We start from the raw sequence: 24670 nt of genomic DNA, 5'->3' as shown, positions 1-24670 counted from the left end.
TTTTTTTGACGCTTTTTTGACAATTTATGAGCCTGAGGACAAACCGTTTTTTGGGTGGGTAAGCTCCGTTTTATCTATTAAGAGAGAAATAAGGAATTCCGGAACGTGTGTTTAAGAGAGCAGATAAAGTATGGCAGTATCCGCATTGGGATCCTATTGTTCAGCCAAACTATAATGAATGGTACGATCAAACCCATTTAAAATGGTATTGATTGCTTTAGTGCCCAATGGTTTTCCTCTGTTAGTTGCTGGAGCCATTCTGGGGTATGCGCATATAGAGATTGATGCTTCCATCTCTATTATATTTGCCATAGGTTATGTGATAGCGGTGGATGACACGATTCATTTTTTTGGTAAGTTCAGGTATGAACAACAAATGAGTGGAGATGTGAAGCAATCAATATTATTATCATTAAACTCTACAGACAAGGCCATGATACTTTCATCTTTAATTTTGTTTTTTGGATTTCTTATTTTGCTGACATCTCCATTCAGGGAGACATATTAAAATGGATTATTGGTTAGTATCGTTGTTTGCATTGCACTAATAGCCGATTTATTATTGCTACCAGCGCTTTTGTTAGTGTTTTTTGATAGGAAAAATAAATGAACCCTTCGAGGGTATCAAAACATTACTTTATAATGAAGAAACCAACTATGCTAATTTTGTGCGCATACTCAATGAAGCCTATCATGCCTAAAACCTTGTAAAACCAGGTCTAATAGGAGGGGCGGTTTACGATAGTAATGATTTATACGAGTTCTGAAAAACAAAATACCCCGAGAATCAAGATGAACCTCGGGGTAAAGTGTTATCTAGATGCAATCATATTTAATTAAGTTCCATTCTGAAGACATTGGCTATATCATCCAACTCGGCATCCGGAACAGTTAATTCGAAGTTGATATCTCCAAAGCCCCATTTACACTCCGTGTTTGATCCCATAAGGGTAATCTTTTTAATTCCTTCTTCAGGATAGTATTTGTGTAAACCTAATTCTTTGGTAGAAATCACGGAGCCTGGTTCCGGTTTACCTAGTACAAAAAGATATAGATATTTGCCATCTTTAGATTTTAGGAAACGAGCATCCTTTGCAGTATATTTTTGGGTTGCCGATTGACCACCGTGTTTTCCTTCTTCTGCTTTCGCATTTCCAAATCCTTTGATTGAGTACGGACGTGTTTCATAAACTGCCTCACTGTATTTCTTCATCCATTTTCCAACACGCTTTAAAATATCTCTTTGCTCCTGGTTGATCACACCATCAGCTGTTGGAGACACATTTAAAAGAACCACTCCGTTTTTACTCCAAACGTCGATCATGTTTCTCACCACCATTTCAGGTGTTTTATAAGTCTGTCCTTCAACATAACTCCAAGATTTATTACTAAGCGTTACATCCGTTAACCATACCGACTCCGATAAGTCTTTTTTACCCCCTTGCTCAATATCCAATACTCCAACAGTTTTAGGTATAGCGGCTTGCTTATATGCGATAATTACCTCTTGATTTTTCTTTTTAGCCTCGTTTAAATAGTAAGCGGCAAATTTCTGGCGATATTCCAATGGAATCATTCTTAACCAAACGTCAAACCAGATAATATCGGGAGAATACTGATCAATTACCTCTTTTAATTGATCGAACCAGTACTCATTAAATTCATCCGCCGGAATGTTACCATACATCTTTGCAATCTCGGCATCTTTTGAAGCGGTTGCTGTTCCCGGAACATGAGCAAAATGACTGTGATAAGTAGCAAATTTTTCAGGATTTCCTCCGTGACGCTGTAAATTACGGGCATGGTGGAAGGTTGCGATGAATTTCATATCGCGCTTTTTAACGGCTTTAGATAAAAGACCGGTGATATCTTTCTTAGGACCTTTGTCTGCCGAGTTCCATGGATTTACCTCACTGTCCCACATGGCAAATCCATCATGGTGCTGCGAGCACGGACCAGCAAATTTAGCTCCCGCATCTTGAAATAGCTGCGCCCATTCTTCTGCATCAAACTTCTTTCCTTTAAACATAGGAACAAAATCGTGGTAGTTAAAATTCTCCAACTCACCATATTTTTTAATATGATGTTGCTTTACTTTACCATCTCTGTACATATGGAATGGATACCATTCTGAATAAAAAGCAGGAACAGAATATACACCCCAGTGAAAATATATACCGAATTTAGCATCCGAAAACCATTCAGGTGCCTCGTTGTGGGCCGATAGAGATTCCCAGCTTGCTTCGTACTGATCATTTTCTATCTTTTCTTGGTTTATAGTTTGGGTATAACATGGTGCCAATACCAAACTAAGGAGTAATAGTGATAATAGGTGTCTCATTATTATTTGATTTTTGTTATTCCTCTGAAAGTGTTAAAAGTAATGAAATCTCCATAGGGTAGAAGGGAGGTTTTAGGGTTTTAGGGTTGCAGAACAAAATACCCCCTTTTTTTGTGACTTTTTTTCACTTAAACAAGTTGACTTTGTAACTTTTTATTATGCGATTCAAGATCTCTTTTCCAAGTAAAGTCCATGTCAACCTGTCATTCATTCTACTTATCGGAATAATATGGCTAGAGTAAGGCAAAGGTGACTTGCCAACGTACTTACAATTGGATTGAGCACTTATAATACTCAATTGTTACCTGACCATACTGTTAATGAAGGATTAGCCCTTAGTACAATCCTGGCAACAGTCATATTTTCCATCAACTAACTTTAATAGGAAAAAAAATCATTAGATGTGTATTTTATCATCAACGTGCATGAAGTTCAATTTACTTTGCTTTGATGCGGTCAATTACCCATCGTAATATATTGTCGTTATTTTGCGAAAAACTATCCCAATCGTAATTCAGTAAAACATCGGGTTGAACGCCAGCAGTGCGTGTTTCCTGAATGTTGAAAAATCGCTTGGAATAACATACTACCAGTTTGGAATTTGGAAGTTCAAAGCTGTCCATGTCCTGATAACCCGTTGGGTTTGAACCGCTGGGTTCGCCGACGATTTTGGCATTCAGCAGTTCCCGGTAAAGAGCTGTATTGCTTGTGGCTGCCGAAAAAGTTACATTGTCGGAAAGAACATAAACGCCCGATTCCCAATCGACAGGGTCGGCCAGGTTTAAGGCATAGGCAAGCACCAATCCCGTGTACAAATCGCCGCCACCATTATTTCGCATGTCAATTACGAGTTGCCGGATGTTGGCCTCGAAAATGTGACCTACGATTTCTTCCCCAATAGTCATCATCTCCTCAAATGTCGGATAGCTTTCAAAATGAATGTATAGTCCATCAGTACCTGCAATTGGAGCGTACCAAAAATCTTGTGTTTTTATGTTTCCGGGAGTTTTTATTTCGGGAACAGCAATTTTTAGTTCCCTGAATACATGATTATTGTATTCATCCTGGCTTAACCCATGTAGTGTTTTTGTTTGTAACAGGCCCGTTTCATCCGTAAAGGTAAAAGAAGCTGCAGTTTTTTTGTTAGTTATTCCAAGCCCGTATAACAGTTCCGAAAAATTTAAATACTGGGATGTTCTCGTTTTTCGGGAATATTCGTTTTCGACAAACTGTGCTACTTGCTCTACCTTCTTTGCAACTTTATTTATGGAGTAATCATTTATCTTAACCAACTCTTTTCCTAATAAATAGCTGTACATTTCATCCACACGGATTACTTTCCATTTTCCTTCAAAGTTTTTTAGCTCAAACGGATAATTATGGGTTTGCTGATTACGGAATGAGATGGCCGTATGTCCATCGCCAATTTTACGGGTAAGCCGCATTAATTCAATGGCAATCTCCAAATCTGACCTAGACTCCAGCAAAGTTTCAATTGATTGTAACTCTTTTTCAAACTCCGCTTTATTGATGGTATGGTAAACATTGATGTGGTTTTGTTCCAACCCCATTTTATACGCATCTAAATCTTCTAACCAGGCAGCTTTGCTGAGTTCCTGAGAGAACAAAATTAATGAAACGAGAAACAAACCAAGAGTTATAACAATTTTCTTCATTATTTACTTATTTAAGATTTTTCTGAGTGTATTCACATCATTTCCGATTATGGTTATAGCATGAACCGGACAGCTTTTACCTTCATTCCATTTCCCCATTTACCTTCAAATATAGCAAAAGGATATGTGTTAATGGAAAGGTTTTTTTTGTCCGGAACATTCGTAAAATGATGTGATTTAGGTGAAACACAAATATGGGCGACCATGGGTTTTTATTAAAATTGCTTCCTGATGATAATTATCATACGAAACAAATAGATAGAATATTTTGTTTAAAGGTTTGTGATGAACAGAATAGTATATAGAATTTTGATATGCATAAATTTTTCTGCTGCATTGGTAATTCTTATACACCTGATGGCACACAACAGAACCAAAGGTACATACTTATGGGTCGTAGGTCTGCTAACACTCGTTTTGTCAATTAGTGTTCCCGGCGGTATTTATGGTATGGCTGAAAACCATAAAAAATGGCCTAATTATTAATGTGGCTGATCCGTTGATTTTATAGTATGGCCTTTTGTTGTTTATCTATATTTTTGTGCTTACTAAAAGATGGTTATTTTATGACTAGCGAAACAGGATCAAAACATACTGTTAACCAAGCGATAAGAGATAAAACTATTGCTGTTCTGCCATTTGTAAACATGAGTGGCAACAGGGATTTTGAATATTTCAGCGATGGCATAACCGAAGAAATTATCAATGCCCTCGCAAAAGTAGATTCCTTAAAAATAACTTCCCGTACATCTTCATTTGTATTTAAAAACGCAAACAAACCTGTCGAACAAATTGCTAAAGAACTGAAGGTTGAAGTGGTTTTAGAGGGGAGTGTGAGGCTGGCAAAAGATACAGTGCGTATTACTGCACAATTGATTCAAGCGGAGCATGATTTTCACTTTTGGTCGGAAACCTGGGACCGGAAACTCGAAAACATCTTCGAAGTACAAGATGAAATCAGCTTGCTGATTGCCGATAAACTCAGGGAACAGTATGGTCACTTTGAAATACAGGAACATTTGGTGCCCAGGAAAACCGCTAATATATCCGCTTACGATTATTCTTTAAAAGCCCGATTTCACTTTAACAAATGGAATCCCGAAGACGTAAGGAAATCCATTGATCTGAATGAAATGGCCATATCCATAGACCCCAAATTTACCGAAGCTTATGTTGGTTTGGCCGATGCATATAGTTTTTTAGCGGTAACAGAAATGATGCCTTCTGAAGCAGCCTGGTCAAAAGTTAAGGAATACATACAAAAAGCGAAGACACTCGATGCTAACAATGCCGGAGTATATTACCAGTTAGCAAACCTATATTTTTTTACGGAAGCAGATTTTAAGTCTGCGCTGGAGTATGCATTGAAAGCATTGGAATTAAACCCGAATTATGTACAAGTTCTACAATTTACATCTTTACTTTATATACTATCGGGAAACTTGAAGAAGGGAAGAAGTCATATTGATTTAGGGTTAAAAATTAACCCTCTTTCACACGAAACCTTATTCTATAAAGCATACTATTACTATCGTATGGAAGAATTTGGCAAAGCACTGGATATATTTAATAAAATGCTGGAAGCTAATCCGAAGAACATCCCGGGCATTGTTCAAAAATGTTATTGTTTGATTCATCAGGGGCAACCTGATAAGGCATTAGACTATCTCGACAGCATTTCTAAAGACCTTCTTCCGTCCGATGAATATTTAGGAATAGCTTGCCTTGCCAATATGTTCATAAGTAACAACAACGAATCAGCGGAAACCCTTTTTTTAAAACTGCAGGAGGCAGCACAAAACAAAACTTCGTTCCAAGCACATTCGTACCTTTATCTGGCCTATGCCATAGCCAACAAACCCGACGAAGCATTCGACTGGCTGGAAAAGATGATTAATATAAATTCACCCATTATTTTAATAAGTTTTGCCGATCCATTTGTTAACATTTTAAAAAAGGATGCACGTTACTTAAGTTGTCAACAAAAACTATTTCCGGTTACGAAATATGAGGATTTAGAAAAAGCAACAAAAACACCTTTATTGGATGAGTCCACAACTGTAAAATATAGTGAATTCTTGCTCAAATTTATTGAAGAAGAAGAACCCTTTCTTGTGCCAAACCTGTCGCTTCGGTCTTTAGCAGAACAAGTACAAATCCATCCCAATAAACTTTCGTGGTTACTTAACGAGCAGTTAGGCCAAAACTTTAATGAGTTTATTAATCATTACCGGATCGAATATTTTAAAACCCTTGCCCAAAACCCTGATTATTCACACATCTCGCTGTTGGGTTTGGCGTATGAAAGTGGTTTCAACTCAAAAACCGTTTTTAATACTTATTTTAAAAAAGAAACTGGGATGACCCCGAAGGAGTTTCTTAAAAAGCGCCAATTATAGAATATATGATAATAACTTCGTTCTGACATCTTCAAATCCAGCTACCCTTGTAGCGCTGTTACAGACAATTTTTTGGGCCAGATAGCTCAAAAAAATGTGAATTGTTTAAAATTGAATAGTATCATTATACAACTCAAATTTTCTCATTAAAATTGGATGGGTAACAGGTATGCCTGTTGATGCAGATAAAGCATTTTTAAGGATACAATTAAAAATGACAGACAGTCTTTGCTTTATTGATAAAACCAATAATGAAATACTATATTAAATTTCATTGGTGTCCGGTAAAGTTTTCAAAATATTTGTGAGAATGTTGTATTGTAAGGTTTGTGGGTAGTTTCACTTACAGCGGGGTTGCTTTTCCACCTCTGATAAAATGCGTTAAGAAAATCGAAGAGTGAAGCGTAAAAATTAAAGCTGTTAGAGCGTAGCGAGTTCTTTGATTATAGCGAAAAGATTTGATTTTTAGTAATTTTATCAGCAGTGGCGGCATTTTTTGTTTCGTTTTTGCTGCTGTAGGCAAAAATGAAAAGCCCGTCGGCTTGAGACAAAATGAGATGTTTCAATTGAAAATAGTTTTACCGGACAATAGTGATTAAATTTATTGAAAAAGACCGATACAAAGCTGATTTAGAAGTTAAAAACTTTGAACAACCTGTAGGTATGTGTAAATATCAAGTACCCGAAATTATGCTTTTAACCGGAGAATCACCAAACAGTTTTCTGAAGGAATACCGTTTATTATCTATTAAAGGTACTTAACGGGCATCTAAAATACATAAAACAAGGGGTTGCTGAAACCGGGTATAGCACCCCTCCGGTGAGTTGAAACAAGTTACTGAAACGCCTTGTTATGAAATAGTCTAATTGCATAGGAGGATTTCTAATGCCTATTGCAGGTTTAAATCAAGCTTGAGAAAGACGATATAGGAACATGCAAACCATTTTGTAAATTGGCTATGAACCAAGGTTTAACAGTCAAATTTATTTTACGAAATGTTTCCATCACAGATTTCAACTTTTACCTTCTGATTACATTAAAACTTGAGCGATTATCCCTACTGCTTTTTTACGGTCTATGAACCAAATGTTCACTTAATATATCTAAATGTGCATATCGTTGGATGTTGAATGCTATACTTTTACAATCAGTAATAATCAAGTATTCATTAAAATTCATTAATGCATACGTAATAAAAATAAGGAGGAACAAACCATGAAAGTAGCAAAAGAAAACATTGAAGTAAAACTGGAAATTCCTGGCGCTACCATACGTCAGAGAACGAATTTTGGTGATGCATCCGGGTTAGGTAAAATAAGTGGTGAGTATTTCAGCCTTGCTGCAGGAGTAGATACCACACCACTCTTTATTGGACTTGAGGGCAACTTATGCCAATGCCCGCACTGGGGATATGTTCTGAAAGGTAAACTTACCGCAACAAATAAGAATGGTGTTCAGGAAACCGTAAACGAAAATGATATGTTTTATTGGCCATCGGGACACAATGTAAAGGTGGATGTGGATGCGGAAATCATCATGTTCAGTCCACAACATGAGCATAATCGTGTTATTGAACATATGATTGAGAAAACCAAAGGTTAAGTTTTTCTGATCTAAAAACGTTTTGGTTTAGAAAAAAAAGTCTTCACAAATTATTCATTTGGAGGTTGAGCTACAAGTCTGGAATTAAACATTCAGACCTTTGTGCAACCTCTTTTTTATTATACACATTATGAACTTGGCTAACCAAACAGTTTTTGGTTGGATAAGTTAGCCGGCATAATTATTCTAGTTTCTATTCGTGAAACACAAGCGTTCCTCGAGCGGCTCAAATACATTAAAAAAGCCAAACAGGTTCGCAATTATAATTCCGAACGTTTCTCCAAATATACGGAACCCTTATCCGCCTTTCGTACTATACATTTGTTTGCGGATAATGAAACGTACATGAAAAAAGATAATTGCACATTTATTATGAACCCATTAAAAATTCATCAGCAAATTTATGACAACGAACAAGGAGTAAATAGGAATCAGCTTCTTTACAAAGCCACAAATGGGAATACACAGGTTTCCTACTCCGCCGGAGCCATGGTTACGGTGGAATTGAGTGAGTTAATGGGAGAAGATAAAGAGAATCTTGCTCTCAGTGATTTTCCGTTGAATCATCCGTATTCGAAGAAACCAACATCTATAGATGTACTTCTTGAATTTTATGCATTTCACCAAACGAAAATGTTACATCTGAGATTAATGGCTTGTTTAAGACAAAATGATATATTTAATGTGGATGATGTGAAAAACCAATAATCAAGGACGACAAGATATTCTTATTCAATTGACAGAGAAAACAAACAATATTTATACATAATTGTTTATTAAAACCTGATGTTATTGGCCAATGCTGCAAATAAACATCGGAGCCATAAATAGCTTACTATAAGTGTATCTTTCCTAAAAAATGTCATTATGACAAAGAAACAAACAAAACAAATACTCAGGGTAGTGTTGGCTATTGGAACCCTAATATCTATGTTTTTTGTGCCTTGGATTTTGCTTAGGGCAATGTTAGTGCCACTGCCCGATACGGTTCAGGAACAGGTAAGTAAAGCGGTGGAATTCGAATTTGACGGAATAATCGTTTATGTGGACAAAGCGGGCAAACCCCCAGCTTATTACACCGCTGGCTGGCACAACCGCCAAAGTAAAATACCTGCCCGCCCGCATGCCTTATTCAAAATTGCCAGTATCAGCAAGTTATATGATGCGGTAGCAATTACCAAGCTGGTAAATAAAAATTTTTTGTCGTTGGATAAAACACTTGCCGATTATTTCCCGGAACTTGTGGGCAGAATTGAACATGCGGAAAAAATCACCCTAAGAATGATGATTCAGCATAGGAGTGGTATCCCCAATATTACCGACACCCCAAACTTTTGGATAGACCCACCGATAAACAGTAAGGATGCGCTTGAACGGGTACTGGATATGCCGGGTAACTTTGAACCCGGGAAAAAATATCAGTACTGCAATACCAATTATTTGTTGATTTCCGAACTCATAGAAAAGGTGGTGGGCTATGACAAATTTCAATTCATCAAGGAGGAAATTTTGATACCGCTCAAGCTTAATAACACTTTCGGCTCCATTCATGATGTAAACATGGACGAATTAATGAGTGGATATTATGTTGGCGTTGAAGAGGATATAAAAACAACTGATTATGGTTCAATGGTTGCTACGGCAGAGGATGTAGGTGTGTTTTTAAGGGCATTAAACAAGGGTTCGGTGTTTGACGAAGGAGAAAAGGAAATTTATTCCTCCATTTACGCATACGAGCATAAAGGTCTCATTCCCGGCTACCAAAGTATTGCTAAATATCACAAAGATATCGACACCGTTGTTATTCAATTTACGAATACCACTAATTTTGATGGATACAACTGGCATTTATCGGAAATCCTATACAGGCGTATTGTCAAAATACTGAGGAATACAACAAACTCATAATGGTAAGTTAACTTTAATCAGGGATATATTAATTCATCTATGGGTAACAAGTTACAAGGTCAAATATTGAAATTATGTAACGAGCATCTAAAAGTCACTCAATACAAGGTAATTCCGAACCTTAACAAAAGAGTCCCGGACTATTGTTTCTTGTAGCTCATTTAGCTTTATGGTTCGACTTTTAAAGAAGTAAGAAATGAAAAAAGCAATTAAAATTATCGTGCTAACGCCCTTAACCATGGTACTATTCATATTGGTCATTCTTTCGGTTAAATATTCCCCAACTTATGTGTATCGGTTGGTTAGTCAGAATGTGGCCGATGTTTACGACTACCAATATTACGAAAACAGGAAAATTGAAGGTTCAAAAGACACCTTTCGGTTTGCCGAAAAACCGGAAGAGGATTACGTGGAATCATTATTCGAGGATAGGGTGCAGCAATCTGGTTTTCAAAGCTTTGATGAATGGGCTGAAAAATCACGAACCACTGCCTTGATTTTTATCAGACAGGATACCATTCTATATGAGAAATATTTCAACGGTTTTTCTAAGGAATCCTATTTCCATTCCCAATCAATGGCAAAATCGTTTATCTCGTTTTTAATTGGCGCAGCCATAGATGATGGTTTTGTTACATCCGTTGATGATCCGATGACCAAATATATTCCGGAACTGAAAACACGTAATCCGGATTTCGAAAAAATCACGATTAAAAATTTGCTTGAAATGCGTTCCGGTCTGGATTATTTTGAGGGCCATTTCCCGGGCACGTATATTCATCTTCCCTGGCATGATGAAGCAGTAGGATATTACCATCCCAATGTGCGGAAACTATTGCTGAAAAAAGTGGATATAGCATCGGAGCCCGGAAAAAAGTTTCAGTACTGCAATTACAACACCAGTTACCTGGGTTTGATTGTAGAGCGGGCCACAAATAAAACAGTATCGGAATACCTTGGTGATAAACTTTGGTCTCAGATAATGGAATACGATGCCTTGTTTTCAATAGACAGTAAAAAGTCGGGGTTTGAGTATATGCCCAGCCGGTTAATAGCGCGTGCGGTTGACTATGCACGTTTTGGTCGGTTAATGCTAAATGATGGCAATTGGAACGGGAAACCGATCATTTCGGAAGACTGGGTCAGGGAATCTACGCGCGAAAACAAGGACATTCCTCGTGAAATTTATCCGGCATGGCTTGGTGGAGATAATTGCGAGCACACTTATTATAACTATCAGTGGTGGGGAAACACCAATAGTGATGCTACCGTACAGTTTTTTGCCAATGGAAATCTCGGGCAAGCTATTTATGTTATCCCCGATAAAGAAATCATTATTGTACATTGTGGAAATTCCAATCAATTTTTTAGTGCATATGATTTATGGCATGTTGCAGACTGTATAGAGTACAATGAATTTCATCAGTTAATAACTGAAAAGGGAGTAGATGAAGCTGTTATACAATATCGTAGAAAAAAGACATTGCATCCCGATTATTTGCCTTTTGATAAACGTTTTTTAATGGATAAAGGATATGCTTATCTGCATGCAGGAAATATCTTAGACGCAAAAAAAATATTCGCATTAAATATAGCAACATACCCTAACTCATGGAATAATTATAACAACCTGGCTGAAGCTTATCAGAAAAGTGGGAAGAACGATTCCGCCAGACTATTTTACGAAAAATCCCTTAAACTAAAACCGGAAAATAATTGGGCAACGGAGAAATTAAAGATGCTTGAATGATTTTATAACCCGCGATATGCATTAGAAAGTCTATTACACATTGAAATTTGTACTTGCAATGCTCATGACGAACCTCCAATACATAATCCGGGTTTAATCTATTAATTTAAAACAATATGGATACTGCATTGCTGAACCCGCATAAAAAATACCCAATGGTTATGCCGGATGGTACAGAAATAAAAACAGTGGTTCACCTGAACCGGGTGATTCATCATCCCAGGATAGAAATAGGTGATTTTAGTTATTTCGGTCATTTAGAGGTATTAGATGATTATGCAGGGTATTTAGCCCCCTACCTCTTTCCGTTAAGTCCCGAAAAGCTGATAGTAGGGAAATTCTGTCAGATTGCTCACGGTGTAAGGTTTATTACCAGTTCTGCCAACCACAATATGAATGGCTTTTCAACTTTTCCGTTCCACAATTTTATGATGACACCCAATACTACCACTACCGAAATTGAAGCTATGTTTCACGTTCCCGGGAACAAAGGCGATACGATCATTGGCAACGACGTATGGATAGGAATGGAAGCCATTATTATGCCCGGAGTAACCATTGGCGATGGAGCTATTATTGGTGCCCGTTCTGTGGTTGTTAAAGATGTTGATCCCTACTCGCTCGTTGGCGGTAATCCGGCCAAAGCCATTAAGAAACGTTTCTCTGAAAAGACGATTAAAACACTTCTTGAACTAAAATGGTGGGATTGGGAAATAGAAAAAATAGAACAAAACCTGGATTGTATTCTAAACCCAGATATTGAAAAATTATGGCAAGTCAGATGATTAGACTATTGCATTGTTTTGCATATACTCTGCCAAATAACCAGAACGTTATATACCTTATCTAAAATTTAAATTTAGATATGTATTTATTTCCCCATAATCTTTTGACAACCTCCCTGCCATATTTTTTATAATAATCTGCTTTATGCGTGTCGCCAACAGCATTATAAGACTCAATTAATCCCATCAGGATGGGAATGTTATCGGGATACTGTTTCAATGCAATAGAATATTTCTCGATACATTTTTCATAGTCTTTGTTTTGAAAGGATTGTTTAGCCGAATTTATAATTGATTCTATTGATTTTAGGTTACTCTCAAAATAATCATCAGTAATGTCTTTGGCCTTTGTTGTGATAAAACTGCATGGTAACTCACGCGTAACTTTTACAGTAGTGGAGCCCGTCAGTATTCTACTTAATCCAGTTTTTCCTGTGGTACCCATCAGTAACAGATCAATGTCGTTTTCTTTAATGAAATCCAATATCTCCTGATGAGCGACCCCTTCCATTATAACCTTTTTATAAGTTACATCATTTAAGTTTACCTGTTCCAGAAACTCATCAAACTCTTTTTCTTGTGTAGATTTTAATCTTTCGTTTTCTTCAGCATAATCTACTTCAATCCAGATGGAATAGCTGCTGGAAGAAGTATAAGTATGTAGGATCGTCAATTCTGCCTCAAAGCTTTTAGCTAGCGTTATAGCATTAGTGACAGCTCTTAGTGAAGCATCAGAAAAGTCAACCGGGCATAATATTTTCTTGATGCTTTTTAAGTGTTCATGTTTGACAACCCATACTGGTATTTGATTTTTCCTGATGAGCTTCTCTGCAGTAATCCCTAATTTAAAGGAATCCTTTTCTGTTCTTGTTCTTGAACCAACCACAATAACGTTATAGTCATTATTTTGTGCTTCATTAATTATTTTTTCGAAAGGGACACCATGTTCAACGATGCTGTCTCTGACTTCTATTCCATTATCATTAATCTGCGCAATTAGTTTTTCTATTTTTGAACTAACGGATTCTTCAATAAAATTATCCAATTTAGTGCTCAGGTGGTCATCAGAAATGACATGCATTAATGTAATCTGCGAATTATATTTTTTCGCTAACCTGATAGAATTTGCAATAACATATTCTGTTGATTCACTGAAATCAACTGTCACAAGTATATTTTGAAGGAATTTCATAGGCCAAGATTTTATGAATTAGCTGAAAATTGATCTACAACCGTTGAATCTTCTTAAGTTACAAATTTTTTTTTGTATCTGTATCATCCTTAGAAGATTTAGCAATTGAATGGGCCGCTAAGGGTGAGGTCAGATATACAAACACGATTATTAGGATCGATTTTAAAGTAACATCCCATAATCTAAAATAAAACACAACACCGGCAACTATCAGCATTATGCCCAGGGAGGTCGCTTTGGTTGTGGCATGAATTCTACTGTAAACATCTTTAAATCTAATCAGACCGATCGCCGCAATCAAAATCCACAAAGCGCCCAAAACTATTAATACAGAGATAAATATTTGATTCATTTTTTTTTGTTTATTAGCTTTAAAAAGGTGGATATGGCCACGGTTCCAATAAAAGAAACAAGGGAGATAATGATAGCAATATCCACATACATGCTTTGGTTTATTACAATACTGTATATAAAAATAAAGCCCATAGTAATTGAGGCCATTAGGTCCATAGCAGCAATACGATCGTACATACTTGGCCCCTTCACCAAACGAATAAAAGCCAGTAAAAGCGCTAACAGCATACATACAAAGCCAATTAAAACAGCTATATCCAGAACTCCGTCAGTCATTTTTTAAGTTGTTAGTTCAATTATCCTGTCTTGCATTTCTTCAATTTCAGCAACCACATCGCTATCTAGGGTTTTATATAGATAGTGAACGAGTAATTTCTTTTTGTCCCTGTCAATATCCACACTCAATGTTCCGGGGGTCATGGATACAAGGTTACAAAGAAGCAATATGCCTATGTCAGAACTTACTTTTATTGGTACCCATACAAACCCGGGATTTGTGTGCATTTTTGGTGTCAAAATATCATAAGCGATATAGATATTTGCTTGTATCAGCTTCAAGAGATAAAACATCAGGAAGGATATGAACAAATATATTTTCTTCAATGCTCTCATTTCGTTCGGTTTAATACTGCTTCAATATAAACGTTTGGTTCCAGCAATTGGTTGGCTGCGGATAATGTTAATTCGTAAATAGAGGCCGCAAAAACCCCAAGTAAAATGCTGGTTAATGCCAGAACTGCAGATGGAAAAATATCACTAAATGTGATTTTGACATCTTTAGGTATAGTAGTCTTTTCAGGCTGTTTCTTCAGAAAGGCCTCGTTCCATATTTTGATCATCGAATAAAGTGTCAGCATCGCTGTTAGAAGGGCCACTGCAGTAATTAGGTAATGCTTGTCTTCGATACCTGCCTTTATAAGTATAAACTTGGCAAAAAATCCGGATAATGGCGGAATACCTGCCAATGCAAACGCCGGGATGATAAATAATATTGCCAGCAAAGGTCTTTCCTTTAAAAGTCCACCTAAATCTTTTAAATAATAAGTCCCTTTGAATTTACAAACAATACCAGCGACTAAAAACGTATTGGTTTTAGCTATCATATTATGTATGATAAAAAAGATAGCTCCTGCCAACGCCAAGGGCGTATATATTCCCAAACCCATCACCATATAACCAATCTGGCTAATTATGTGGTACGACAAGATGCGCCTTGTATCGTATTGAATTGATGCTGCCATTCCTCCAATTACCATTGTAAAACCTGCCGATATCAACAATAGATTATGCCAGAAATAGGCATCTTGAACAAAAAAGAGTGTAAAAAAACGGATTAATGCATATACACCGACTTTAGTCAGCAATCCGGCAAAAAGTGATGTGACCGTTATGTTTGCCGTGTGGTAGGAGGCCGGTAACCAAAAGAATAAAGGAAAAATGGCAGCTTTCATTCCCAAGGCAATAAAAAACAACATGGCAGATGTATTCAACAATATGGACTGTTGATCATTGTTTAAAATCCGGGCAAGGTGGGCCATATTCAGGGTGCCTGTTTTGCCATACAACAACCCAATTCCGGCTAAAAATAACAGTGATGCAATAAGATTTAATGACATGTATTTTATTCCTCCTTCAAGCTGTTCTTTTTTCTCACCCATTGTAATAAGCACAAACGAGGATAACATTATAACTTCCAGCCATACGTAAAGGTTAAAAACATCACCTGTTATAAAAGCGCCGTTTACACCCATAATCAAGGCAAAAAAGAAAATAAAAAATCTGGAAAACTTAGGCTTGTCTCCAACATAATGGTACGCGTAGATGGATATTGCAAAAACAATAAGTGTTGCCGTTACCAACATGATACTATTTAAATAATCCATTACCAACGAAATACCGTAAGGTGCCTCCCATCCTCCTATTTGCAGTACAAGAATACCATTTTCCTTAACCTGAATAAAAAGGTATACCGCAACGATGAGTAACAAGGTACTGCCGGCAATGCCGATCCTTTTGGCATAGGAGGAGGATCTTATAAAAATTAAAATTATTATAAGCGTTAAAGGCAGCAATATGGGTAGCGCAATTTCAGTCATGGCTTAAGCGTCTGTGTTTTTCAATTGATCCAGGTCTTCTGTGGAAGTCACGCTAAAAAATTTAGCCACTAATGCCAGTGTAAAAATAACAATACCGAAGCCGATCACGATTGCTGTTAGAACCAATGCTTGGGGCAAAGGATCTGCTAGGATATGTGGGTCAGATTCCAGTCCATCTACAAAAGCTGGTTTTCCGTGAACTAATCCTGCCGAAAGGAAAACAAGCAGGTTCGTAGCATTACTTAGAAAGATGATTCCGATAATAAACTTTAGGATGCTTCGTCTTAATATCAAGTATACACCCCCGGCATATAATAAACCTGTTAATGCTGATAATAGTATATCCATTATTTCTTAATTGAAAGTGTGAATAAAAACATAAGGGTGACCCCCATTACGGTAAAAAAGACCCCAATGTCGAATAACAGAGGTGTGCCCAACTTTATTTCACCAAGCATTGCGATATTTAGCGATAGCCAAGTCCCTTTCATTAGTGGTGCCCCGGTAAGTAAACTGGGTAAAAAACTCAAAAGTGCGCATGTAAGTCCCATACCCATATAGGATTCCGGCCGTACCCTTAACTTTTTTTTGATCTGCTGGCTTGTAAACGCCAGGCTGTCATACACGATATACAAGGAAGCTAAAAGTCCACCGATAAATCCCCCGCCAGGATAGTTGTGACCTCTATACAAGGCTATAAACGCGAACGACAGAAATATTATCTTTAAGTATTTCGATGCTATTTGTAATATGATAGAATTCATTTCTTTGATTTTTTCACGTTCAACAAAGTAAGGACACCCAGTGCGGCAATGACAAGCACGGTTATTTCACCAAGCGTATCCAACGCTCTAAAATCCACTAAAATTACATTGACCACATTTTTACCAAAGGCTTTTAAGTTGCTGTTCTCCACAAAATAGCCTGAGATAGAGGGGCTAATATCTACGCTAATTGCTTTTAGTGCCAGCATGGTCATGATAACACCAAAACTTAATGCAATAATGGCATCCCGTATTTTGGTGGAAAGACCTGACAGTTTAGTGAATTTTGGCAATCTCCTCAATGCAAGCACAAACATTACTACCATTAGGGTTTCTATAATAATTTGAGTTATTGCCAAATCAACTGCGCTGTAATACAGATATATAAGTGAAATGCCATAACCTGTTACCGCCAGTGCTGTTACTGTGAAAATGCTGTTTTTTGAGAACACACTCATCAGGGCCGAAAATGTTATGATGACCACTAAGCCAGAGATGTAAAAAGGACGTAGCGTAAAAGAAGAGTTTGTTTCCCACCCCCTGGTCATAAACAATTGAAACGATAGAAGCACTGAAGTGAAAATGATAATGGTAATTATGTAATAACGGTTGTATCCATGCTGAATAAAATGAGTGTTTTTAGCGGAAAAATCAATGAATTTATTGATTCCAGTTGAAAAAACCCGGGTGAAATTGATCGAGAATAAGCGGTTGTTTATTCGTTGCCAGCCCTTAATAATCCGCTTGTTCTTATACATGAGGATAAAAAGAAGGCTGCCCAACAGAACGGTAAACACACTAAGTAATAGTATCATATTAAACCCATGCCATAATTTCAATTCTATCTGTATTTTATCAGCAAGGATAGTGCTTATTGCCGGTTCTATAATTGTAGTGAGCACATCAGGAAACAGTCCCAATCCTAAGCTCAGCAAAGCAAGAATACCGGGGCTAAACAAAAGCATGTTGTAGTTACCTTTGGCTATTTTGGTATCAGTTTTTGATTGACCTAGAAACACTTTGAATAAAAGCAGGAATGAAACAGCTACCATAAAAACATTAGTTAATACACCTAGAAATACCAGAAGGGAAGAAATCCATGGCGAATCAATCTTAGCTTCATAAATCAGCTCCTTGCCAATAAAACCAAGCATCGGGGGCAAACCAGCCATGGATAACAAGGCGATCAACGCAATAATAAATCCCCATGGGGTTACCTTAATTAACCCACCAAAATGATCAATTACCCTTGTTCCGGTTAGTTTTGTGAGAAAACCGGCAAGCATAAAAAGGGCTGCTTTGTAAAAAGCGTGAACAAATAGAAAAACCAACGCTGCTTTTACCGACAATGGAGTATCCATGCCCAGCAGTAACGTAAGGATACCGAGTGCACTAATTGTAGTATAAGCTAAGATTAGTTTAATATCGATTTGTGTAATTGCTAAATACGCACCGGTCAGCATGGTTAAAGCACCTATTAAAGGCACAATTTGTGTCCACTCCGCAGTGGCACCTAAAATAGGATATAAGCGGGCCAATAAAAAAATCCCGGCTTTTACCATCGTGGCCGAATGAAGGTATGCGCTCACAGGAGTAGGTGCTTGCATTGCCCCAAGTAGCCAAAAGTGAAACGGAAACTGAGCAGATTTGGTGAAAATGCCTATCAGGACTAAAATCAGAGCTGGTAAATAATTACTACTGTTCCGGATCAGATGGGCTTTGTCTAACCAATCCGTCAACGAATAACTTTCAGCAACGCTGCCAATCAGAATGATACCCGCAAGCAAGCACAATCCTCCAAAACCGGTTACGAATAGTGATTGGAAGGCAGCCTTCTGTGCTTGTTCATTCTCATTAAAAAAGCTGATTAACAGATAGGATAAAATACTTGTTAATTCCCAAAAAATAAACAGCTGAATAAAATTAGAGGAGAGTACCAAACCTACCATGGAACCACTAAAAAGAACCAGATAAAAGTAAAACTTTGTTGTTCCGGTGTAGTTTTTCATATAGGTTCTGGCATATATGAAAATCAGGATACCTATAAAGGTAATCAACAAAGTGAAAATCATACTCAATCCATCAAGAGTGAATTCAAGATCCAGCCCCAGGTGTGAGATCCATTCCACAGATATGGTTAAAATTTTTCCCGCAGAAATAATTGGCAATTGAAATATAAAGTACCCGAAAATACCCAATTGTACCCATGTGATCAAAAGAGGCTTATATTTTGATAGCTTGTTAGGTATCAAAAACAAACCGAAGGCCAACACCAAATATAAAATCAGGATGATAAGCATACTTCATAATTTTAACGCTATCTGTATTAACAATAAGAGATATCATTTCAGATTAAAACCAAATTCTTTTCATCACATATATTGTGATTATTTTATTGATACTTTCTAATTTAAGGCTATTTTTTATTTTAATCATCTTATTCACTACTTTTTTGGTGAAATCGGTTTTAAAAGGAATGGTATTTACGATTGTCAGAGAATTTTAGTGCCTAAGCTTGTTCATCTTTTACTTATCCGCCTCACAAGTGCGGGGCAGAGTTTGCTTAAAAAAGAACGGTTAGGTTTTATCTGTCCCGGGTGAGTAAGGAGTAGATGGTTTACTTCTTGTTTCCTAAATTATTTCTTTGCGATCAGTAAAAAGATACTTGTCCTATTAGGTTCGGGATTATAATACAGAACCACAACATCATTATTCGGAACATTTCTTCTGCTCCCGCTCCATACCTTTACATCGTACTTTTTAATAATCCATAATAGCAGATATGATGAAGTCAAATAATAAAATGAAAGCAATAGTGGCAACCGGTTACGGTAGCCCGGAGGTTCTGAAGTTAAGGCAAGTGGATAAACCCGTTCCTAAAGCAAATGAGGTTCTGGTAAAAGTATTGGCATCTTCCGCAACTGCGGCAGATGGCATGATGCGAACCGGAAAACCTTTTATTGCCCGTATGTTTACCGGCCTTAGAAAACCCAAGCATCCGATTCCGGGAACCGGTTTTGCCGGTATTGTGGAGACCACAGGGGAAAACGTTACAACTTTTCATGCCGGAGATAAAGTTTTTGGAGAAACCACCCTGGGATTCGGTACCAATGCCGAATATATTGCTGTCCCCGAAAACGGAGTTATTCTTCCACTACCCGAAACCCTGCGCTTCACCGAAGCAACTACTGTTTGCGATGGACACCTGACGTCCGTTAATTTTTTAATGAACATTGCACTTGTTAAACCGGGTCAAAAGGTTTTGATAAATGGGGCTTCAGGCAGCCTGGGAAGTGCCGCGGTTCAGTTAGCAAAATATTACGGTGCCGAGGTAACCGGAGTTTGCAGTAAACGAAACGTTGGTTTGGTTAAGTCTTTGGGAGCTGATTTTGTGATTGATTACACGAAAGAAGACTTTACATTAAAGAACAAACAATATGATATTGTATATGATACAGTTGGAAAACTATCCTACCACAAAAGCAAAAAAGCACTGACTAAGAATGGACAGTTTATTTCTCCCGTTTTGAAATTCTCACTTTTGCTTCAAATGCTTTGGACTTCATTATACGGTTCAAAAAAGGCAAAATTTGGTGCTACGGGATTGCGCTCTGCTATTGAATTAAGGCAATTACTAACAGAATTGGTTGAAATTTTCAAAGAAGGTAAAATTACCACAATAATCGATCGCCAATTTCCGCTCGAAAAATTAGAAGAAGCACATAAATACATAGCCACAGGTCATAAAAAAGGAAACGTTGTAATTATTCATCAACTTGAAAGCCAATAGCCATGATAGAGTCAGGAAAAGCAGCCATAGTAGCAGGCATAGCCGTATCGAGGTAATCCCTATTTAGAAAATCCTACATGGCTTTTTTATGTAATGTTGATAATGAGGTATACAAACACTTACGCTCAACAAATCATCTCGGATGACAAAAACTTCTCTCGGACGGGTGTTACTATCTCTCGGGTATCCTAAAACTCCGCTCGGACACCCCATACCCTCTCTCGGACAACATCAATGTGCTCTCGGATATTAACCGCAGAGGAAAGGGCGCAAAGTTTAACCGCAGGGTTCGCAAAGATGTTTTCACAGCGACCTTGGCGCAACCTTGGCGACTTGGCGGTTCCCTTTTTTAACCGCGGAGTGCACAGAGAAAGAATAATGAACTGAAAAAAAGAAATCCAAGGTTAACCATTTCTTCTTCTGTGTTGAATTCGAATCAAAAAGCCACCGTATAAAATTTATACAGTGGCTTTTGATTTTTAACTAAACCTAACTTTAAACTATTAACTATGAGTTGAATCAAATATAGTAACTTTTTAAATGAATGTCAAGTTTTGAATACCTGGCTTAAATAAAACTTTGAAATAAAACGATAAAAATAATGTATTCTGGGTAAATCAATTGAAAGACGGCTAGAGGACGGAAGAAATCTTATTTACGATGTTAATGATATCGTATCCATAAAAGAATTTAAGGGTGAGGGAAAGCTATATAACACAAATGTTAAAAGCAATACTCCTGCGCCAAATCAACTTTTTTAGGACGGGATATATAACTGTTTTATTTTAAGAAAGTATTGACATTGGGTTGAATGTATATGAAATTGCAATGATACTTCAAAATCTATTTAGTTATGGGCAAAAAAAAACAATCAAATCAAAAAAAACCTTTGTGGGAAGAAAATCTATCAAGCTTATTAGCAGTAAATACGGATAAAATGAATTTTCAGCAAAACATGTGTTTTCAAATGCAAAATTGGGCCATAGGTATTACCGCAGCCATCATTGGATTTTCATGGAAAATGGAAGATCATTCAATCTTTATTATTGCGCATATTGTATTGCTCTTTACATTAGGTTTATTCATATGGGAAAGATCAAATTGGATGTTATACTTCTTTGTTTTTCAAGAAAGGGTAAGGTTAACAGAAAGGTGTATTCTTGGCAGGGAACTTGATGAAATAGAAGGACATGAAAAAACATTAAAAAAGGATCAGGATTATTATTATAGGTATTACTATTATTCGGGAAAAGAATATAACCAATTGCATAAAAGTAAAATAATTAATTTTATATGTGGCGGGGAGGTTTCCAAGAATAAGGTGAAACGGAAAATAATCCTGAAGATAGGTTTCAATAAATTCTATTTGTTTCTGGTGACTATGACAATTCTTTCCTTGTTGTATTATGTATGCACTTATTGTATTGCATTTAACTGGATACTAAGAATTAAAAACTAAATAAATTCATGCTGGTCTATCAAATATTCATCGATCGCTTTAATGAATTAAGTATAAAGAGCAACAGCGCCGATTTTTTAGGGGGTACTCTTAGTGGTATCTGCGCTAAGCTTGACTACCTGATAGACCTGGGCATAAATACAATATGGCTTTCCCCTTTTTATGAAACCATTGCTTATCATGGTTACCACATCACGGATTTTAAAAAGGTGGATCCTCACTTTGGCAGCCATAAGGATTTTGAAAAGCTGGTAAAAAAGGCTAAAAAACATAACCTAAAAATTATTGTCGATTTTGTGCCAAATCACTGCTCTGCACAACATCCATTTTTTCAAGACGCTATCATCCATGAAAATAGCAAATACCGGAATTGGTTTATATTTAAGGATTGGCCAAACAACTATTTGTGTTTTTTAGATGTTAAAGTGTTGCCTAAAATAAACCTGGATCATCCGGCAGCCAGAGAATACATGATAGCGGTAGCGCATTACTGGATGTCCTTCGGTATTGATGGGTTTAGGATAGATCATGTGATTGGCCCTTCCCATGATTTTTGGAAGGAATTTAAAATTGAAATTGTAGATAAATATCCAGAGGCTATTTTTATAGGAGAGGCATGGGCAGATGGATTAAAATGGTCGCACTTTAAAACCTTGGGATTAAAAAACAAGACGATAAGAAAATGCTTTGGCGTTTCGCAGGAGAAGGTTCAATTGGAATATCACAATGAATTGTCAGGAGTGCTCGATTTTGCGCTCAATAAAATCATTGTTGATGCAGTAAAGAAAAAGAGAGATATCCTGACGGATAAAAAACTAAAAGCTAAGATTGAAAAACATTTTAGTCAGGTTCCCAAAGACTACTTAATGCTTACTTTCCTGGATAATCATGATATGGATAGGTTTCTGCGACACTGCGATGGAAATATTCAAATATTACTTAACGCATTTGAATTACTCTTTTCCTTAGATCATCCGGTTGTTATCTATAATGGAACAGAGAACTGTTCTTACAATAAAACACCCGTTTCTCCATCTCACCCTCAATCAGACTTACAGGTGAGGGGACCATTTGATTGGGATAATATTAAGGTAGAATTTGTGGAAGGATTTAAAAAGTTGGTTAAAAAATACAGATACCATTAACAAAAACACATAAATCAGCTACAGAGAAAGATGTTATTGTGAGGGTATAATTTTTTTCAAAGAAAAAGGAACGGTATGCTATAATCATTGGGATAATGATTCTAACTTGGGTCATAACCATGCTGACCTTTTGGATGATGATTATGTCCTAAGACATGGAGTTTATGACCTTGGGGATAATGATCGTGACCCGGCTGTGAATGATCCTGACTTAAGGGATAATACCTCCGATCTGGGTCAGAATGTTCCTGATCTAAAGTATAAAGGCTATCACCGGGGATAAAGTTGTTGTGACCAGGGGCGGCATAGGCTTTGAGAATATACCGTTTTAATGAACTTAGCGTTAAGTTTACTATGCGCCTTACGTTCTTCATCCGGATACCGACATAACACCAAGTGCATATAATCATCCGAGATCTGTCATGAAGGAATTTGAGAAATTCCTTCATGACAGTAGGCATAAGCCGGGTTTACGTAGCGTTTCGATTTTGTTCATCGTATTGGCATTTAGGTGAAGCCAAATGACAATTTGGGGTTTTATGAAAAGATCAGGCTATATAGCTTTCTTTATGATAGAAACCCACTTATTACCAACCTGGAATTCGTTATCAAGTTGGGTAGTCATTTCAGAATCATATAGTACCCAGCTGAGGGTGTTCTTTTCTTGTGATTTGCTTTGAAAACTGATTTCCAGTTTATCAATCACTTTTTCCGTAGATTTCTGCAAATTAACGGTTCTGTTTTGAGTTTTTAACCCACAATCTATTAAGTGATTTAAAGGAATACTACTTTTGAACAAGTCCTGATTGGCCTCTTCTTTTCGTATAAAAAACACTTGGTTTCCAGGTGTTGACATACCGATAGCAAATTGGGCGTTGATATCGTATTCTGAAATTTCACAATTGTTTTGTGTCGCAAAATCTTTTAATTCAGCTAATAAAGCCTTGTTTTTATTTCTAAGGCTCAGTATTGCAATTGGAACAATGAAAATTCCAAGCATAACAAGCCCGGTAATGGCTGCTGTTATATCCATTTTCTTATTATTTATTTATTGAATAAAATCAGACAGTATTGAATAACTGTCAATACATTAGATGAGGTAAACCCGCAATATGCATTAGCAAATCCGGGTTGAAGCATGTATAAATGCCTTTGAAATGAAGAAATGGATTACCAAAAGTAATGGGATGGAAACAGAAGAACCAACTTCCGATATCTTATACATACCTTGCCCAACCATTGAAGTTGCTGCGCAAGGCAGCAATCTACCAGCAGATTATATCCCAGTAATGCGGCATTTAATTGGCTGCTGTTGTCTTTGTTCGAAGTCTGCTGAAAACTAAAATTTGAAAGCGATATGCTGCTTTCAGCAACAGGCACAATTGCGTTTTGAGAGAAGCAAATTTGC

General features: G+C 37.0%; 24 protein-coding genes. 13 read left to right on the top strand and 11 right to left on the bottom strand.

Annotation, left to right across the window (positions count from 1 at the left end; translation table 11 throughout):
* The first annotated feature begins 178 nt into the window (after positions 1 to 178).
* Positions 179 to 508 (top strand): hypothetical protein, encoded by a 330-nt coding sequence (locus ACT29I_RS23700; protein WP_444794598.1) that lies wholly within the window; start codon positions 179 to 181, stop codon positions 506 to 508.
* A 324-nt stretch (positions 509 to 832) separates the two neighbouring features.
* Here ACT29I_RS23700 and ACT29I_RS23695 read toward each other — a convergent pair whose 3' ends face one another.
* Both ACT29I_RS23695 and ACT29I_RS23690 read right to left on the bottom strand, forming a co-directional pair.
* A complete protein-coding gene (locus tag ACT29I_RS23695; RefSeq protein ID WP_444794597.1) occupies positions 833 to 2341 on the bottom strand; it encodes an alpha-L-fucosidase in 1509 nt (502 codons plus the stop codon).
* 437 nt (positions 2342 to 2778) lie between these two features.
* A complete protein-coding gene (locus ACT29I_RS23690) occupies positions 2779 to 4017 on the bottom strand; it encodes a hypothetical protein (RefSeq protein WP_444794596.1) in 1239 nt (412 codons plus the stop codon).
* Between the two features lie 285 nt (positions 4018 to 4302).
* On the opposite strand from ACT29I_RS23690, the gene ACT29I_RS23685 reads away from it, so the two are divergent.
* The 7 genes from ACT29I_RS23685 (at position 4303) to ACT29I_RS23655 (ending at position 12462) form a co-directional block, all read left to right on the top strand.
* On the top strand, positions 4303 to 4503 hold the full coding sequence (locus ACT29I_RS23685; RefSeq protein WP_430934577.1) for a hypothetical protein: 201 nt from the start codon (positions 4303 to 4305) through the stop codon (positions 4501 to 4503).
* 80 nt (positions 4504 to 4583) lie between these two features.
* Positions 4584 to 6416: a tetratricopeptide repeat protein gene (locus tag ACT29I_RS23680; RefSeq protein ID WP_444794595.1), complete on the top strand. Its 1833-nt coding sequence runs from the start codon at positions 4584 to 4586 to the stop codon at positions 6414 to 6416.
* Positions 6417 to 7632: 1216 nt separating this feature from the next.
* Positions 7633 to 8019 carry a hypothetical protein gene (locus ACT29I_RS23675; RefSeq protein ID WP_430934579.1) on the top strand — a complete coding sequence of 129 codons (387 nt, stop codon included), beginning with the start codon at positions 7633 to 7635 and terminating at the stop codon, positions 8017 to 8019.
* A gap of 345 nt (positions 8020 to 8364) precedes the next feature.
* Positions 8365 to 8727 (top strand): hypothetical protein, encoded by a 363-nt coding sequence (locus ACT29I_RS23670; RefSeq protein WP_444794594.1) that lies wholly within the window; start codon positions 8365 to 8367, stop codon positions 8725 to 8727.
* Positions 8728 to 8886: 159 nt separating this feature from the next.
* Positions 8887 to 9927, top strand: a complete 1041-nt coding sequence (locus ACT29I_RS23665; protein WP_444794593.1) for a serine hydrolase domain-containing protein — start codon at positions 8887 to 8889, stop codon at positions 9925 to 9927.
* 196 nt (positions 9928 to 10123) lie between these two features.
* Complete coding sequence (locus ACT29I_RS23660) at positions 10124 to 11677, top strand: serine hydrolase (protein WP_444794592.1); 1554 nt, start codon at positions 10124 to 10126, stop codon at positions 11675 to 11677.
* 116 nt (positions 11678 to 11793) lie between these two features.
* Complete coding sequence (locus ACT29I_RS23655; protein WP_444794591.1) at positions 11794 to 12462, top strand: CatB-related O-acetyltransferase; 669 nt, start codon at positions 11794 to 11796, stop codon at positions 12460 to 12462.
* 61 nt (positions 12463 to 12523) lie between these two features.
* Here the strand turns inward: ACT29I_RS23655 and ACT29I_RS23650 are convergent, their stop codons facing one another.
* The 8 genes from ACT29I_RS23650 to mbhE are packed head-to-tail and all read right to left on the bottom strand — an operon-like array spanning position 12524 to position 19168.
* Positions 12524 to 13654 (bottom strand): universal stress protein, encoded by a 1131-nt coding sequence (locus ACT29I_RS23650; protein WP_430934584.1) that lies wholly within the window; start codon positions 13652 to 13654, stop codon positions 12524 to 12526.
* A 58-nt stretch (positions 13655 to 13712) separates the two neighbouring features.
* Positions 13713 to 14006, bottom strand: coding sequence for a monovalent cation/H(+) antiporter subunit G (gene mnhG / locus ACT29I_RS23645; protein ID WP_430934585.1), 294 nt, complete (start codon positions 14004 to 14006; stop codon positions 13713 to 13715).
* Positions 14003 to 14284: a monovalent cation/H+ antiporter complex subunit F gene (locus ACT29I_RS23640; RefSeq protein WP_430934586.1), complete on the bottom strand. Its 282-nt coding sequence runs from the start codon at positions 14282 to 14284 to the stop codon at positions 14003 to 14005. Before ACT29I_RS23640 ends, mnhG begins: the two co-directional genes overlap by 4 nt.
* A 3-nt stretch (positions 14285 to 14287) precedes the next feature.
* A complete protein-coding gene (locus tag ACT29I_RS23635) occupies positions 14288 to 14620 on the bottom strand; it encodes a Na+/H+ antiporter subunit E (protein ID WP_430934587.1) in 333 nt (110 codons plus the stop codon).
* Positions 14617 to 16104, bottom strand: coding sequence for a proton-conducting transporter transmembrane domain-containing protein (locus ACT29I_RS23630; RefSeq protein ID WP_444794590.1), 1488 nt, complete (start codon positions 16102 to 16104; stop codon positions 14617 to 14619). The genes ACT29I_RS23635 and ACT29I_RS23630 overlap by 4 nt, the downstream gene beginning before the upstream one ends.
* A gap of 3 nt (positions 16105 to 16107) precedes the next feature.
* On the bottom strand, positions 16108 to 16452 hold the full coding sequence (locus ACT29I_RS23625) for an NADH-quinone oxidoreductase subunit K (protein WP_430934589.1): 345 nt from the start codon (positions 16450 to 16452) through the stop codon (positions 16108 to 16110).
* Positions 16452 to 16868, bottom strand: coding sequence for an MnhB domain-containing protein (locus tag ACT29I_RS23620; RefSeq protein WP_430934590.1), 417 nt, complete (start codon positions 16866 to 16868; stop codon positions 16452 to 16454). The genes ACT29I_RS23625 and ACT29I_RS23620 overlap by 1 nt, the downstream gene beginning before the upstream one ends.
* Positions 16865 to 19168: a hydrogen gas-evolving membrane-bound hydrogenase subunit E gene (mbhE, locus tag ACT29I_RS23615; protein WP_444794589.1), complete on the bottom strand. Its 2304-nt coding sequence runs from the start codon at positions 19166 to 19168 to the stop codon at positions 16865 to 16867. Before mbhE ends, ACT29I_RS23620 begins: the two co-directional genes overlap by 4 nt.
* 482 nt (positions 19169 to 19650) lie before the next feature.
* Here mbhE and ACT29I_RS23610 point away from each other — a divergent pair, with 482 nt between their 5' ends.
* From ACT29I_RS23610 to ACT29I_RS23595, 4 genes are all read left to right on the top strand, one after another.
* Positions 19651 to 20658 (top strand): NAD(P)-dependent alcohol dehydrogenase, encoded by a 1008-nt coding sequence (locus ACT29I_RS23610; protein ID WP_444794588.1) that lies wholly within the window; start codon positions 19651 to 19653, stop codon positions 20656 to 20658.
* Positions 20659 to 21511: 853 nt separating this feature from the next.
* Entirely contained in the window at positions 21512 to 22117 is a 606-nt protein-coding gene (locus ACT29I_RS23605) for a DUF2270 domain-containing protein (protein WP_444794587.1), read from the top strand.
* Between the two features lie 8 nt (positions 22118 to 22125).
* Positions 22126 to 23262 (top strand): alpha-amylase family glycosyl hydrolase, encoded by a 1137-nt coding sequence (locus ACT29I_RS23600; RefSeq protein ID WP_430934594.1) that lies wholly within the window; start codon positions 22126 to 22128, stop codon positions 23260 to 23262.
* Between the two features lie 106 nt (positions 23263 to 23368).
* Positions 23369 to 23545: a hypothetical protein gene (locus tag ACT29I_RS23595; RefSeq protein ID WP_430934595.1), complete on the top strand. Its 177-nt coding sequence runs from the start codon at positions 23369 to 23371 to the stop codon at positions 23543 to 23545.
* Between the two features lie 270 nt (positions 23546 to 23815).
* Here the strand turns inward: ACT29I_RS23595 and ACT29I_RS23590 are convergent, their stop codons facing one another.
* Positions 23816 to 24295 carry a hypothetical protein gene (locus tag ACT29I_RS23590; protein WP_430934596.1) on the bottom strand — a complete coding sequence of 160 codons (480 nt, stop codon included), beginning with the start codon at positions 24293 to 24295 and terminating at the stop codon, positions 23816 to 23818.
* Positions 24296 to 24419: 124 nt separating this feature from the next.
* Here ACT29I_RS23590 and ACT29I_RS23585 point away from each other — a divergent pair, with 124 nt between their 5' ends.
* Positions 24420 to 24605, top strand: a complete 186-nt coding sequence (locus tag ACT29I_RS23585) for a hypothetical protein (protein WP_430934597.1) — start codon at positions 24420 to 24422, stop codon at positions 24603 to 24605.
* Positions 24606 to 24670: the final 65 nt, after the last annotated feature.

Origin of the sequence: Saccharicrinis sp. GN24d3 (assembly GCF_052400645.1) — a bacterium.
Lineage (GTDB): Bacteria > Bacteroidota > Bacteroidia > Bacteroidales > Marinilabiliaceae > Saccharicrinis.
This window is presented reverse-complemented; position numbering and strand designations above follow the sequence as displayed.